Below are 12,300 nucleotides of genomic sequence, written 5' to 3'. Positions count from 1 at the left end.
GCCGGGCAAATTCTGTAGGCCCGGTAAGCGCAGCGCCACCGGGCAAAAAACTACTTCAGTCTCTCCGCAAGATAACGCTGATAATCCGGGATCAAAATCTCCACCGGATCGTTAAACTGCGGCGATTCAATGATGAAATCTGCCGTTGAAAGATTGGTGGCTACCGGAATGTTCCACACCGTAGCCAGCCGCAGCAGCGCTTTAACGTCCGGATCATGCGGAACCGCGTTCAGCGGATCCCAGAAGAAAATCAGAACGTCAATTTTACCTTCTGAAATCTGAGCGCCTACCTGCTGGTCACCCCCCATCGGGCCGCTCAGCATGGCATTCACTTCCAGACCAGTTTCGCGGTGGATCAGGTTGCCGGTTGTTCCCGTAGCAGAAAGGGCATGATGCTGTAAAAGAGGCTGATGGCGACGAACCCAGTTAAGCAGCATTTGTTTACAGTGATCGTGCGCAACCAGAGCAATGTGCTTGCGCGCCGGAAGTGTGCGTGTTGTCAGTTCCATAATCTTATCCGTGAGGTTACCTCGCTACACGATGACGGGAACTGACTGATGCTGCAAGAGAAAGGACAAAAAAATGTGGCTTACGACGAAGGTTGCTGTTTCGCCCATTGCAGAAAACGGGCGCGCGTGTCCGGATCGGCATTCTGGAACCAGAACTTGAGACGTTGCTCAGTAAGGGTCTGCGACTGAGGGGGGAGTACATCCAGCTCCGATACGCCCGAAAGCAGGGTACTGTCATCCGCCATCATGGTGGCGAACTGGGGCAGCGAGGCGCGCCTGCTGGCCCTGTTGTAGGTCTCGGTGTCCGCTTCATAGTCAGTTCCCTTTGGCCTTTTTGTCAGCGCCAGAATATCCAGCTTTACCGGGATGGGCATGGAATCCCCGTCCACCAGTTCAATGCGCGGCGAGGCATCAAATGCCAGTGACTCCTTTTCTGTCTCAAGGCGCGGGAGACGAAAATTGACCTGGCTGATACGCTGGGTATTAAAGCTGACCACCAGCGGAGGCGAAATGTACACCTGCTGTTCGTTGTCGGCGAGGCGAATGGTCTTTTCCACCCGAAAAACCACCTGGTGCGGGCCGTTATCCAGCTCGATGCTGTCTGCGCCCCGCAGCAGGGAGCTGGAGACTTTTTTCCCGTCCAGCACCAGCAGGTCAATGTCGGTTGTGAGTCTGAGAGTAGTTGCGAAAACACAAACCGGCATGATTAACGCAACCACAGCCCAGGCAATGCCGGTTTTCATAGCAGACTCCTGTAGACAAACTACCCAGCAAGAATGTATCAAAATTTTTCGATAAACACGTTTACTAACATATAGACATATTCTGCCGTTTTGCCCTCATACTTCTGTATGGGATGCGTGGTTGAGATGTTCGCTTTGACGTACACTTTGAAAAAAACCAGGAGGAACAGCATGAAAGAGAACGACATTGTCGAGATTCTGACGACCACGCGCACTATCGCGCTGGTCGGCGCGAGCGATAAACCGGATCGCCCAAGCTATCGGGTCATGAAATACCTTCTGGACCAGGGATATCACGTGATCCCGGTCTCGCCGAAGGTGGCGGGGAAAACGCTGCTGGGTCAGCAGGGTTATGCGACGCTCGCGGACGTGCCGGAAAAGGTGGATATGGTGGACGTTTTTCGTAATTCAGAAGCGGCCTGGGGCGTGGCGCAGGAAGCGATCGCCATTGGCGCGAAAACGCTGTGGATGCAACTGGGCGTGATTAATGAGCAGGCGGCCGTGCTGGCACGCGATGCCGGGCTGAAAGTGGTGATGGATCGCTGTCCGGCAATCGATATTCCCCGTCTGGGGCTGGCAAAATAAAAAAAGCCCGTTTGACGGGCTTTTTTACACCTTTAGTTACGCAGTCTTGGTGCCTGTAACTGTTTGCGGATGGTCTGAGCAAGCTCGTCCATAGTGGGTTGTTCCGGATGCTCATCCTGTAGTTCACCACTCAGCTGCGCTTCGGCAAGATAGGTATGGACAGGCTGACCATCGTCGCCCTCCATAACCACATGATACCAGGGCGCGGCGCGAAGCTCTGCGTCAACGGCCAGATCGTCTGCTGACGGTTCATCAAGGGAATACTCCGGGTCGATATCCACGACCACACCCAAATATCCAAGCAAGGTGTGGCGGACCTGCTGGCCGATACCGAATTTGCTGGCAATCATAGTCACCTCCCGGGAAACATTACATACACACTATGTGCGGGCAATATTTCTCTTTTCAAGTTACATGACGCGACAGGCAAACCCTTTCAGATACAGCCCTTCCGGGTAGGTAGCGATCACCGGGTGATCGGCGGCCTGACGGAACTGCTCTATAAATTGTACATCACGACCCGCATCTATTGCGGCATCGGCGATGATTTTTTGGAATAAATCTGTCGTCATCAGGCCAGAACAGGAGAACGTCAGCAGCACGCCGCCCGGGTTCAGCAGCTGGATCGCCAGCATGTTGATGTCTTTATAGCCACGGCAGGCGCCCATCAGCTGGCTTTTATTTTCTACAAACTTCGGTGGGTCCATCACGATAACGTCAAATTTCTCGCCCTGGTCGCGGTATTTACGCAGCAGTTTGAACACGTCGTCGCGCACAAACTCCGCTTTGCTCAGATCCAGCTTGTTCAGCTCAACGTTCTGTTTCGCCACGTCCAGCGCTTCCTGTGAGGTGTCGACGCTCACAACCTGGGCACAGCCGCCCATCAGGGCAGAGACCGCAAAGCCGCCGGTATAGGAGAAGCAGTTCAGCACGCGCTTATCGGCAACGTACTGGCGCGTTGCCAGACGGCTGTCACGCTGGTCGAGATAATAACCGGTCTTATGGCCGCCCTGGATGTCCACCAGCAGCTTCATGCCGTGCTCCTCGATAGGCAGCAGGGCAGGCGGCAGTTCGCCGGTGACCGGGCCCTGCGTCAGCTCCATGCCCTCTTTTTTACGTACCGCCACGTCGCTGCGGTCGTAAATGGCACATTCCGGGAACAGGGTTTGCAGGGCGCTAATCAGCGCGGCACGCTGGTATTCCGCCCCGGCGCTCAGCAGCTGCAACACCAGGAAATTGCCGAAGCGGTCGATGGTCACGCCCGGCAGCCCGTCGGACTCTCCGGCAATCAGACGATAGCTGTCCAGCCCGTCACGCTTTGCCAGCCACTCACGCCACTGCTGCGCCTGTTGCAGACGACGGACAAAGAAGTCGATATCGATGGCTTCTTCTTTATTGAACGTCCAGACGCGCGCGCGGATCTGAGATGCAGGCGAGTATGCGCCGCGTGCTAACCATTTCCCCTGATGGTCAACAATATCGATGGTTTCACCGAGGCTGGCTTTACCTTCCATGCGGGCAACCGCGCCGGAAAAGACCCAGGGATGACGGCGCAGTAATGACTTCTCGCGCCCTTTGGCTAACACTAAACGTACACTCATAATTTGCTATTCTGTCGATTCCAATGAAATGGCCGCCATTTTCCCGACTTCAGTGAGGAAATGCAACGCGCCAGTCGGATAAGGAGAAGGATGATGTCAAATGTTTGCACCATTGCCTGGGTCCATGGCCTTGTACAGGGCGTCGGATTCCGCTACAGCACCCAGCGCGAAGCCCTTCAGCTCGGGCTGACGGGGTATGCGCGTAACATGGATGATGGCAGCGTGGAGGTTGTGGCCTGCGGTGAGGCGGATCGGGTAGAGAAGCTGGTGGCGTGGCTGAAAGCGGGCGGGCCGCGCAGCGCGCGGGTTGATAAGGTGCTAACGGAACCGCATCAACCCGACCGGGAATACGCTGACTTCAGTATTCGCTATTAAATGCATTTTACCGGCTTTGGCAGGCCGGCGATTTTTGTCGCCTGTTTAGCCGGGCCTTTCGGAAACAGGCGATACAGATAACGGCTGTTGCCTTTCTCTTCGCCAAATTTATTCGCCATGGCTTTGACCAGCATGCGGATAGCTGGCGACGTGTTGAATTCAAGGTAAAATTCTCGCACGAAGCGCACCACTTCCCAGTGTTCCGGGGAGAGGGTAATTCCTTCGTTATCCGCAATTTTCTCCGCCAGCGCTTCGCTCCACTGGCTGCTCTCTTTCAGATAACCGTCGTTATCGGTTTCGATCTCTTTGCCTTCAAAACTCAACATATTCATTCACGCTTTAGTCAAAAACCGCCTCAGTCTACCAAAAAAACAAAGCCCCGCATAAGCGGGGCCCTGTTCACAGCACGGTGAGTTAATCGCGGCTGGCGAAGCCCAGGATGCTCAGCAGGCTGACAAAAATGTTGTACAGCGACACATACAGGCTCACGGTGGCGCGGATATAGTTCGTCTCACCGCCGTGAATGATGTTGCTGGTTTCATACAGGATTGCGCCGGATGAAATCAGGATAAACACCGCGCTGATTGCCAGATGCAGCGCAGGCAATTGCAGGAAGATGTTCGCCAGCATACCGACCAGTACAATCACGATACCCGCCATCAGCATACCGCCAAGGAAGGACATGTCCTTACGGGTGGTCAGCACGTAGGCCGAGCAGCAGAAGAACACCAGCGCGGTACCGCCCAGCGCCATACCAATCACGTCGCCCATTCCGGCAGACAGATAGGCATTCAGGATTGGCCCCAGAATGTAGCCCAGGAAGCCGGTAAAGGCGAACGCGGAGAGAATACCCACCGGTTTATCCGCGGTTTTGTAGGTCAGGAACATCAGACCGTACATACCCACCAGCGTCAGGATCAGGCCTGGAGAAGGCAGCATCAGTACGGTGCTGGCCGTTGCGGTGATCGCCGAAAACGCCAGCGTCAGGCTGAGCATGAAATAGGTATTGCGCAGCACCTTATGGGTGCTGAGTAGCGATGTGCGGTCGCGTGAAGAAGTAATTATACGATCCATGAGTCACTCTCTTATGACAGATGTAATTAGCGCAAAGAATAGGAAACGGCGCGGCAGACGCAAAGTGGTTTTACCCATCTTTACTCAGCCCCTTAGGGATTATGCTGGTTTTTTATTCTGGCAAAGCCTTTGTACTCAGAATGAAGTGCGGTTTGTAGGGCGTATTCAGATCAACCTCTTATAGGTCACTGAAAAATATTGCGTTATTTCCCTAAGGCCGCTAAGAGTTATTTCCGGATCGTCATAAAAACAGACAATAAGGCGAAGGAAATGAAACCACAAACACGCACGCACTTTACACTCTCTTTGTTAACCGCAGGGATCCTGTGCGCCAGCACGGCAACCTGGGCGGCTAAGGTGCCGGCAGGAACCCAGCTGGCAGATAAGCAGGAACTGGTCAGGAACAACGGCAGTGAACCCGCCTCGCTCGACCCGCATAAAGTCGAAAGCGATGTCGAATTCAATATTATCAGCGATTTATTCGACGGGCTGGTCAGCGTCTCTCCGGCAGGTGAAATCCAGCCGCGCCTGGCGGAGAAATGGGAAAATAAAGACAACACCGTCTGGACGTTCCATCTGCGCCCGGGCATTACCTGGAGCGATGGAACCCCCATCACCGCGGAAGATATTGTCTGGAGCTGGCAGCGGCTGGTCGACCCGAAAACCGCCTCTCCGTATGCCAGCTATCCCGGTAGTATGCGTATCGTCAACGGCACTGATATCGCAGAAGGCAAAAAAGCGCCCGAGTCGCTGGGGGTGAAAGCCATCAATGACACCACGCTGGAAGTGACGCTCACGCAACCTAACGCCGCTTTCCTGGCGATGCTGGCTCACCCGTCTCTGGTGCCAATTGATAAAGTCCTGGTAGGCCGTTTCGGTGATAAGTGGACCAAACCGGAGCACTTCGTCAGCAGCGGGGCCTATAAACTGTCACAGTGGGTGGTTAACGAACGCATTGTGGCGGTGCGTAACCCGAAATATTGGGATAACGAACATACCGTCATTAACAAGGTGACCTATCTGCCCATTTCCTCTGAAGCTGCTGACGTTAACCGCTACAAAGCGGGCGAAATCGACATTGTCTACACGGTGCCCATCAACCAGTTTGCTCAGCTGAAGAAAACGCTGGGGAGCGAGCTGGATGTATCGCCGCAGCTTGCCACCTATTATTACGAATTCAACACCACCCGGCCGCCGTTCAACGACGCCCGCGTGCGCAAGGCGCTGAACCTGGCGCTGGATAAAGACATTATCGCCGATAAAGTATTAGGGCAGGGTCAGCGCCCGGCATGGCTCATCAGCCAGCCGGATATTGGCGGCGTCAAGCTCCAGAACCCGGATTACGCCAGCTGGCCGATAGATAAACGCATTGCCGAGGCGAAAAAGCTGCTGGCCGAAGCCGGATTTAACGACAGCCATCCGCTCAGCTTTAATCTCCTCTATAACACCTCGGAATCGCACCAGCGTATTGCCATTGCCGCCAGCTCAATGTGGAAGAAGAACCTCGGCGTGGAGGCGAAGCTGCAAAATCAGGAGTGGAAAACCATGCTTGATACCATGCACACCCATAACTTTGACGCGGTACGCTACGCCTGGATTGCCGATTACGACGATGCGGCAACCTTCCTGAACAACTTCCGTACCGGGGACAGCCAAAACACCACTCAGTACAGCAATCCGGACTACGATCGGGCACTGGTGAACGCGGCGAAATCGAAAACGGCGGAGGAGCGCGGTAAATTCTACCAGCAGGCAGAAGATCTGCTGGGACGCGATGTCCCGGCGATCCCTGTTTATCATTACGTGCGCACGCACCTGGTGAAACCGTGGGTAGGGGGCTTCACGCCAGACAAGCTCGGGTACTACTACACCAAAGATATGTACATCAAAAAGCACTAACGATCCGCGGTGGATATTATGCTGTCAAAACGGCCAATCTGTCGTCTATTCAACCGATTAAACGCATTTTGGCTATTTTTAAAGCGAACGAATGCGCGCACTCTTTACAGCGCGCGGTGAGGTGTTTATAGTTCGCCTCACTTAGGAAGCGTGGCCGAGCGGTTGAAGGCACCGGTCTTGAAAACCGGCGACCCGAAAGGGTTCTAGAGTTCGAATCTCTACGCTTCCGCCAAATTCGAAACCCCTGCGATAGCAATATCGCAGGGGTTTTTGCTTTTGCGCCAGTCTTCCGTCATGCCACCATGTTGTAGCTTATCGTGATCCCGGCGTCGGCCTTGCAGACCTGAGCTTTTACGCACCAGGTGTCCTCGATGTTTACCGGCGTCAGAACCGCTTCGGGCGCGCCCGTGGCGGCGATCTGCCCGGCCTTCAGGAGGATCAGACGCTGGCAATAATTGGCTGCAAGATTGAGATCGTGCAGTGCAACCACCACCGTAAGCGGCAGCTGTGAAACGAGCCGCATCAGCTCCAGCTGGTGCTGAATGTCCAGGTGGTTTGTCGGTTCATCGAGCAACAGCACCTGCGGCTGCTGGGCCAGCGCGCGGGCTATCTGGCTTCGCTGGCGCTCTCCGCCAGACAAAGAGTGCCATCGCCGCTGGCGTAAGCGGCATAACTGCATCAGGCCAATCGCCTGCTCAACCGCAGCCTCATCGTCGCGCGAGGTTCTCTGGAATGTTTTCCGGTAGGGCGTACGCCCCAGTCTGACAATGTCCTCAACGGTCAGTTCTCCGTCGACCTCAGCATGTTGCGGGACAAACGCCATGTGCTGCGCGCGTTTTTTCAGCGGCATCATGCCGAGCGTTGTGCCATTAAGCGCCACGCGTTCGCTGAGTCGTGGAAACAGCCCGGCGAGACAGCGCAGCAGCGTCGACTTGCCCGAGCCGTTTGGCCCTAACAGGCCGATAATCTGCCCGGATGGCAGGTCGAGATCGATATTCTTAAGCACCGTCTGCGCTTGTCGGGTTACGGTTAACCCGGCCACAGTAATATTCATGGATGCTCCTTTCGGTTTTGATAAAGCAACGCCACAAAGACGGGGGCGCCCACCAGCGCAGTCACCACCCCGATGGGCAGAACCTGGTGCACAATCAGCGTGCGTGAGACGATATCGGCGAGGATCATAAAGTGGGCGCCGATAAGAAACGTCAGCGGGATCGAGCGACGATGGCCCGGCCCGCATAGCATGCGCGTCACATGGGGAATGACCAGCCCGACAAACCCCACTGCGCCGGTGGCGCTCACCAGCGTTGCGGTAACAATGGCACAGGTCAGCAATAAGACAATACGCACGGCGGTAACCGGGATCCCCAGCGTGGTGGAGACCTCATCCCCGAAGGTGAAGGTGTCCAGCGCCCGTGAAAAGAGCAATACCACCAGTAAACCCGCCAGCGTAACGGCCAGCGCCAGCAGCGCGTCAGGCCAGCGCACGCCGCTCAGACTTCCCAGCAGCCAGAACATGACGCTACGGGACTGCTCGGCATTGGCGGACGTGCTGACGACGTACGCGGTCATGGCGTTGAAGAGCTGGGTGCCCGCAATGCCAGCCAGCAAAATGCGCGACGGGCTTTCACTCATCCCGTTTGTTATCACCATGATGAGCGCAAAGGCGGCGCACGAGCCGACAAACGCACCGCTGCTCACGCCAATCACGCTCCCCCCGATGCCGAGAAGCATCACGCAGACGGCCCCCAGCGATGCGCCCGCGGAAATCCCCAGCAGATAAGGCTCAGCCAGAGGGTTACGCAGGATCGACTGCAACACCAGCCCGCACAACGCCAGGCCGCCGCCGTTGCACGCGGCCATTACTGCCCGGCTCATGCGATATTGCCAGACGATACCTTCCTCCGTTTGCGGCAACGCATAAGAGGTCAAACCCAGTCCGTTGAGGATCGCTTTCCCGGTACTGGCATACGACACCGGCATATCCCCGATACTGGCGGCAAAGACCAGCATCAGCGGCAGCGCCATGGCACCTGCTGCCAGTAAACCCTGCTGGCGGCGGTCAAAAGCGAAATGACTCATTGTTCATCCTGGAAAGAAGCCAGCCGATCGCTGATAAGCTCAACCGCATCGACGTTACGCAATGAAGGGTTTAACGACATCGCTGGCACCACGATGATGTGGTTGTTCCTGACCGCAGGCATGTTCTTTGTCACCGGGTCACTGCGCAAGAACGCTTTTTTTACCTCAACCTCATCGGCAGGATAGAGCCTGCGGGACATCCCGGCGATAACAATCACGTCCGGCTGCGATCGGGCAATATGTTCCCACGTTACAGCGGGCCATTCGTCGTGAGAGTCAATAATGTTCTTCAACCCCAGCGTGCGGCTAATCCAGCCAGGCGCGCCGTAATTCCCCGCCACCCAGGGATCGCCATTCAGACGGCTGCTGGAGAACCAGAATACGACGCTAAGTTGTTTCGCGGAGGCGCGCGCCTGGGCCTTTTTAATACGCTCCGCCAGCGCACGATTGAGCTGCTCACCTCGCGCGGAAACATCAAAAATCGTCGCCAGATCTGTCACTTCCCGCGTAATTTCCGCCAGTGAAAACGGCGCGCTACGTGCTCCGTCTGCGTTTGAGGTTTCCGTTACCGTTTTATCCGTGCAGTCGGCAGGGGAGATCCACGTATTAATCCCCAGCGACGCAAACTGCTCACGGGTTCCCACTTCTCCCTGCGGACCAATGTGCCAGTGATACTGCGCGAGAACGAGTTCAGGTTTCTGCCCTACCACGGCCTCAAAGGAGGGGGAATTATCCGCAAGCCGGGGGAGGTTTTTCCCGGCATCCTCCAGCGTGGGTGGCAGCGTGCCGAACCAGACTGACGTCGCGGCGATGGTTTTCTCCAGCCCCAGTGCGAGCAGTAATTCTGTTTCATGCTGACCCACGGTCACGACGCGCTGAGGAGCCTGCGTAAAGGTCTGCTTTACGCCGCAATTTTCAATCGTGAGAGGCCAGGTGGTTGCGGCGAAAGCGGCAGGTGCCATGAAGAGCAGTGAAGCCAGAAATAACCCTTTTTTAAGTAACATAGAACGCTATCCGAAATTGTTATGTTATAACATAATACATAGATTGCGATTGAGAGCAACACGCTCACCGTCGCTTGTTGCAGAAACGAAAGGCTGGACTATTCTCAACATACCCACCTGGCATTCGCGGGTTGCCTGAAAAATAACAAGATTTCTGACCTGGGGGAGTGAGGATGAAAAAGATCCTGCTCGCGTTTGCGTTCTGTTTTGCCGCCCTGAGCGCCTTCTCATCGTATGCCGCAGAGCCCCGCCAGGCGCCTACGGAGCAGGAGCGCGCCCGAACGGTCTATATCTTCCATCAGCCCATCGTCATGCTACAGGCGAAATTTGGCCTGACCACGCCGGAAGAGCGCGTTTTACGCATCCGCAACACCCTGCGCAATTTTACCGAGGCGGATGTGCGTGAGCCGCTCAGCATCGTCCCCGTGACCCGCTATAACCAGCAGGGACGGCTGATAGTGATGAACGGTAAACCTGTGATGCTGCTGACGGAAGGGGATTTGGACGAAGGGGACGATCTTACCCTCGATCAGGCCGCACAGCGCGTGCTGGCGCGCATGGAAGCACAGAGAATGGCGCTGCGCGATCAATACGATTCCGGCTGGCTGGCGCTGTCGACGGTAAAAGCTGCCGCTGGCCTGCTGGCGCTGTTGCTGCTCTGCTACGGCGCGTGGCGATCCTGGCGCTGGTTCCGGCGCGTCTACCGTCGGCGTATTGTGGAGAATCGCAGCCGGGTGCCGCAAAGCTGGCGGCGGTACATTGGCGCCATTGAGATTCGGCTTTACGCCTTGCTGATGTTCCTGCTGGGGTTGATCGGCTTTTACGTCTGGCTGAGCTGGGCATTCAGTCTGTTTCCGTGGACGCGGGTGTGGAGCACGTCGCTGGGAGACTGGACGCTTCGCGTGGTGCAGCAAATCGCCCTGGCGATTGTCTCGGCCTTGCCGGGGCTGACGATTGTTCTGATCATTTTCCTCATTACCGCTTTTATTCTGAAGCTTCTTAAGATGGTGCTGAATCAGGTGGAGGCTGGTCGTCTGCAACTTCCCGGCGTACATCCGGAAACCGTGGGGGCTACCCGTAAGCTCATTTCCGTTGCCGTCTGGCTATTTGCTCTCTCCGCCGCCTGGCCGTTTCTTCCCGGTGCAAACTCGCTGGCGTTTAAAGGTATTAGCGTCTTCTTTGGACTGATGTTAACGCTGGGTTCGGCAGAGGTGATGAACCATGCCATGAGCGGTCTGGTCCTGATTTACTCCCGCGCACTGCGTAAAGGCGATGTCATTCGGGTGGCGGATAACGAAGGTAAGGTCAGTGAAATTGGCATGCTGGCGACCAAAATTATTACCCGGGAAAATTATGTCGTTACCGTGCCCAACGCGGTGGTGGTGAGCGGTAAGATCACCAACCTGAGCGCGCTACAGCCCGATGGCAGCCTCAATCTGACGGTCAGCGTCACTATCGGTTATGACACCCCATGGCGTCAGGTGCATGCCATGCTGGAGCTGGCCGCGAAACGGGCAAAAGGGATTGACCTTTCCGAGCCGCCGCTGGTGCGCCAGTTAGGGTTAATGGACTGGTATATCGCTTACGAATTGCAGGTCCGCCTGCTGCCCGATCAGTCCCTCGCGGTTGCCCGCAATGAACTGCATAGCCAGATACAGGATGTGTTTAACGAATTTAACGTGCAGATCATGTCCCCGAATTTTGTTATGCAGCCAGAGGGCAGCGTGATGGTTGCCAAAGAGAACTGGTATACCTCGCCAGCCAAACCCCCTCAGGGCGAAACGTGACGGCCCGGTTTTTCCGTGGCAAGGCAAAATGTTACAGCTTTTAATCGACGATCGCCGATTTTACACGGGTCATCGCCAGAATGTTTTTTGAGCGCATATTTAATTTCTCGAGGATCCTCACGCGGTAGGTGCTGGTCGTTTTTTGTGACAATTGCAGCTTTTTCGCGATCTCATGGTTTTCCAAATGAAACAGCTTCAGCACGTCATATTCTCGTCGCGTAAAGGAGTGTGTTCTGAGCGCCCGGTAAAAGCGCATCAGCTGCTGAAAAGGGTGAGCAGTAAAATGCATCGACGAATAGATAATATTATCGATTCTCACCGCGCGGTTGGCTTCTATCTCATGCATCAAAACAATGTAATCACGCTTAACTTTTTTGACCTGCCGAATGGTTTTATTGCGTAACTTATCCTGTTCAATCGCAATGATAAAATCCATCGCCTGATCGACCCCATCAAGATCGTGAATATCCGCGTCATCGCGAATCAAATGGGTTGATGTCAGGGAGCTTGATACACCATGGCAAAGGTAATAGTTATCACTGATAAATAAAAAATTCATAATCGTCGTTAAATAAAGTCATGGCTATCTCTTAACGCAGTGATCTACGGTTAATGAGTGTTGTGCGAAAAAGAGTCTAAAT

General features: G+C 55.2%; 14 protein-coding genes and 1 tRNA gene. 5 read left to right on the top strand and 10 right to left on the bottom strand.

All coding sequences use genetic code 11. From position 1 onward, the window contains the following. Nucleotides 1–50 precede the first annotated feature (50 nt). Together mgsA and csgI are read right to left on the bottom strand one after the other, a co-directional pair. Nucleotides 51–509: a methylglyoxal synthase gene (gene mgsA / locus ACOTX4_RS11425; RefSeq protein WP_003858146.1), complete on the bottom strand. Its 459-nt coding sequence runs from the start codon at nucleotides 507–509 to the stop codon at nucleotides 51–53. Between the two features lie 80 nt (nucleotides 510–589). Continuing rightward, the gene (csgI, locus tag ACOTX4_RS11420; protein ID WP_023315770.1) at nucleotides 590–1,252 is read right to left on the bottom strand and encodes a curli synthesis inhibitor; all 663 of its coding nucleotides are present in this window, start codon (nucleotides 1,250–1,252) and stop codon (nucleotides 590–592) included. A gap of 171 nt (nucleotides 1,253–1,423) precedes the next feature. On the opposite strand from csgI, the gene ACOTX4_RS11415 reads away from it, so the two are divergent. After that, nucleotides 1,424–1,837 (top strand): CoA-binding protein, encoded by a 414-nt coding sequence (locus ACOTX4_RS11415; RefSeq protein WP_003858138.1) that lies wholly within the window; start codon nucleotides 1,424–1,426, stop codon nucleotides 1,835–1,837. 32 nt (nucleotides 1,838–1,869) lie between these two features. On the opposite strand, the gene hspQ is transcribed toward ACOTX4_RS11415, so the two are convergent. Next, nucleotides 1,870–2,187: a heat shock protein HspQ gene (hspQ, locus tag ACOTX4_RS11410; protein WP_003858136.1), complete on the bottom strand. Its 318-nt coding sequence runs from the start codon at nucleotides 2,185–2,187 to the stop codon at nucleotides 1,870–1,872. Nucleotides 2,188–2,247: 60 nt separating this feature from the next. Then, complete coding sequence (rlmI, locus tag ACOTX4_RS11405) at nucleotides 2,248–3,438, bottom strand: 23S rRNA (cytosine(1962)-C(5))-methyltransferase RlmI (RefSeq protein WP_022650747.1); 1,191 nt, start codon at nucleotides 3,436–3,438, stop codon at nucleotides 2,248–2,250. A 93-nt stretch (nucleotides 3,439–3,531) separates the two neighbouring features. On the opposite strand from rlmI, the gene yccX reads away from it, so the two are divergent. Beyond that, nucleotides 3,532–3,813 carry an acylphosphatase gene (gene yccX / locus ACOTX4_RS11400; RefSeq protein WP_017693676.1) on the top strand — a complete coding sequence of 94 codons (282 nt, stop codon included), beginning with the start codon at nucleotides 3,532–3,534 and terminating at the stop codon, nucleotides 3,811–3,813. Here yccX and tusE read toward each other — a convergent pair. Beyond that, nucleotides 3,810–4,139, bottom strand: a complete 330-nt coding sequence (gene tusE, locus ACOTX4_RS11395) for a sulfurtransferase TusE (protein ID WP_032610197.1) — start codon at nucleotides 4,137–4,139, stop codon at nucleotides 3,810–3,812. The genes yccX and tusE overlap by 4 nt on opposite strands. An 88-nt stretch (nucleotides 4,140–4,227) precedes the next feature. Then, complete coding sequence (yccA, locus tag ACOTX4_RS11390; protein ID WP_003858127.1) at nucleotides 4,228–4,887, bottom strand: FtsH protease modulator YccA; 660 nt, start codon at nucleotides 4,885–4,887, stop codon at nucleotides 4,228–4,230. A gap of 270 nt (nucleotides 4,888–5,157) precedes the next feature. On the opposite strand from yccA, the gene ACOTX4_RS11385 reads away from it, so the two are divergent. Next, nucleotides 5,158–6,786: an ABC transporter substrate-binding protein gene (locus tag ACOTX4_RS11385; RefSeq protein WP_045336723.1), complete on the top strand. Its 1,629-nt coding sequence runs from the start codon at nucleotides 5,158–5,160 to the stop codon at nucleotides 6,784–6,786. 144 nt (nucleotides 6,787–6,930) lie between these two features. Then, nucleotides 6,931–7,018, top strand: a tRNA-Ser gene (locus ACOTX4_RS11380). 60 nt (nucleotides 7,019–7,078) lie between these two features. Here ACOTX4_RS11380 and ACOTX4_RS11375 read toward each other — a convergent pair. Genes ACOTX4_RS11375 through ACOTX4_RS11365 form a run of 3 tightly spaced genes read right to left on the bottom strand, consistent with a single transcriptional unit; the run spans nucleotide 7,079 to nucleotide 9,872 of the window. Then, nucleotides 7,079–7,840: an ABC transporter ATP-binding protein gene (locus ACOTX4_RS11375; protein WP_045324465.1), complete on the bottom strand. Its 762-nt coding sequence runs from the start codon at nucleotides 7,838–7,840 to the stop codon at nucleotides 7,079–7,081. Beyond that, on the bottom strand, nucleotides 7,837–8,868 hold the full coding sequence (locus ACOTX4_RS11370) for a FecCD family ABC transporter permease (protein ID WP_045331457.1): 1,032 nt from the start codon (nucleotides 8,866–8,868) through the stop codon (nucleotides 7,837–7,839). The genes ACOTX4_RS11375 and ACOTX4_RS11370 overlap by 4 nt, the downstream gene beginning before the upstream one ends. Further along, entirely contained in the window at nucleotides 8,865–9,872 is a 1,008-nt protein-coding gene (locus ACOTX4_RS11365; RefSeq protein ID WP_032657972.1) for an ABC transporter substrate-binding protein, read from the bottom strand. Before ACOTX4_RS11365 ends, ACOTX4_RS11370 begins: the two co-directional genes overlap by 4 nt. A gap of 173 nt (nucleotides 9,873–10,045) precedes the next feature. On the opposite strand from ACOTX4_RS11365, the gene ACOTX4_RS11360 reads away from it, so the two are divergent. After that, nucleotides 10,046–11,659 carry a mechanosensitive ion channel family protein gene (locus ACOTX4_RS11360; RefSeq protein WP_045331454.1) on the top strand — a complete coding sequence of 538 codons (1,614 nt, stop codon included), beginning with the start codon at nucleotides 10,046–10,048 and terminating at the stop codon, nucleotides 11,657–11,659. Nucleotides 11,660–11,699: 40 nt separating this feature from the next. Here the strand turns inward: ACOTX4_RS11360 and ACOTX4_RS11355 are convergent, their stop codons facing one another. Continuing rightward, on the bottom strand, nucleotides 11,700–12,218 hold the full coding sequence (locus tag ACOTX4_RS11355) for a LuxR C-terminal-related transcriptional regulator (RefSeq protein WP_003858117.1): 519 nt from the start codon (nucleotides 12,216–12,218) through the stop codon (nucleotides 11,700–11,702). Between the last annotated feature and the right edge of the window lie 82 nt (nucleotides 12,219–12,300).

It is taken from the genome of Enterobacter cloacae complex sp. IR5459 (genome assembly GCF_049238005.1).
Taxonomy (GTDB): domain Bacteria; phylum Pseudomonadota; class Gammaproteobacteria; order Enterobacterales; family Enterobacteriaceae; genus Enterobacter; species Enterobacter hormaechei_C.
Note: the sequence above shows the minus strand (reverse complement) of the source record. Positions and strands in the feature narration are given on the sequence as shown.

What these genes read in the sequence shown, in the direction of transcription:
- mgsA (WP_003858146.1), bottom strand. Translation starts at nt 509, where the DNA reads ATGGAACTGACAACACGCACACTTCCGGCGCGCAAGCACATTGCTCTG.
- yccA (WP_003858127.1), bottom strand. Translation starts at nt 4,887, where the DNA reads ATGGATCGTATAATTACTTCTTCACGCGACCGCACATCGCTACTCAGC.
- hspQ (WP_003858136.1), bottom strand. Translation starts at nt 2,187, where the DNA reads ATGATTGCCAGCAAATTCGGTATCGGCCAGCAGGTCCGCCACACCTTG.
- ACOTX4_RS11385 (WP_045336723.1), top strand. Translation starts at nt 5,158, where the DNA reads ATGAAACCACAAACACGCACGCACTTTACACTCTCTTTGTTAACCGCA.
- yccX (WP_017693676.1), top strand. Translation starts at nt 3,532, where the DNA reads ATGTCAAATGTTTGCACCATTGCCTGGGTCCATGGCCTTGTACAGGGC.
- ACOTX4_RS11370 (WP_045331457.1), bottom strand. Translation starts at nt 8,868, where the DNA reads ATGAGTCATTTCGCTTTTGACCGCCGCCAGCAGGGTTTACTGGCAGCA.
- ACOTX4_RS11415 (WP_003858138.1), top strand. Translation starts at nt 1,424, where the DNA reads ATGAAAGAGAACGACATTGTCGAGATTCTGACGACCACGCGCACTATC.
- csgI (WP_023315770.1), bottom strand. Translation starts at nt 1,252, where the DNA reads ATGAAAACCGGCATTGCCTGGGCTGTGGTTGCGTTAATCATGCCGGTT.
- ACOTX4_RS11365 (WP_032657972.1), bottom strand. Translation starts at nt 9,872, where the DNA reads ATGTTACTTAAAAAAGGGTTATTTCTGGCTTCACTGCTCTTCATGGCA.
- ACOTX4_RS11360 (WP_045331454.1), top strand. Translation starts at nt 10,046, where the DNA reads ATGAAAAAGATCCTGCTCGCGTTTGCGTTCTGTTTTGCCGCCCTGAGC.
- ACOTX4_RS11375 (WP_045324465.1), bottom strand. Translation starts at nt 7,840, where the DNA reads ATGAATATTACTGTGGCCGGGTTAACCGTAACCCGACAAGCGCAGACG.
- tusE (WP_032610197.1), bottom strand. Translation starts at nt 4,139, where the DNA reads ATGTTGAGTTTTGAAGGCAAAGAGATCGAAACCGATAACGACGGTTAT.
- ACOTX4_RS11355 (WP_003858117.1), bottom strand. Translation starts at nt 12,218, where the DNA reads ATGAATTTTTTATTTATCAGTGATAACTATTACCTTTGCCATGGTGTA.
- rlmI (WP_022650747.1), bottom strand. Translation starts at nt 3,438, where the DNA reads ATGAGTGTACGTTTAGTGTTAGCCAAAGGGCGCGAGAAGTCATTACTG.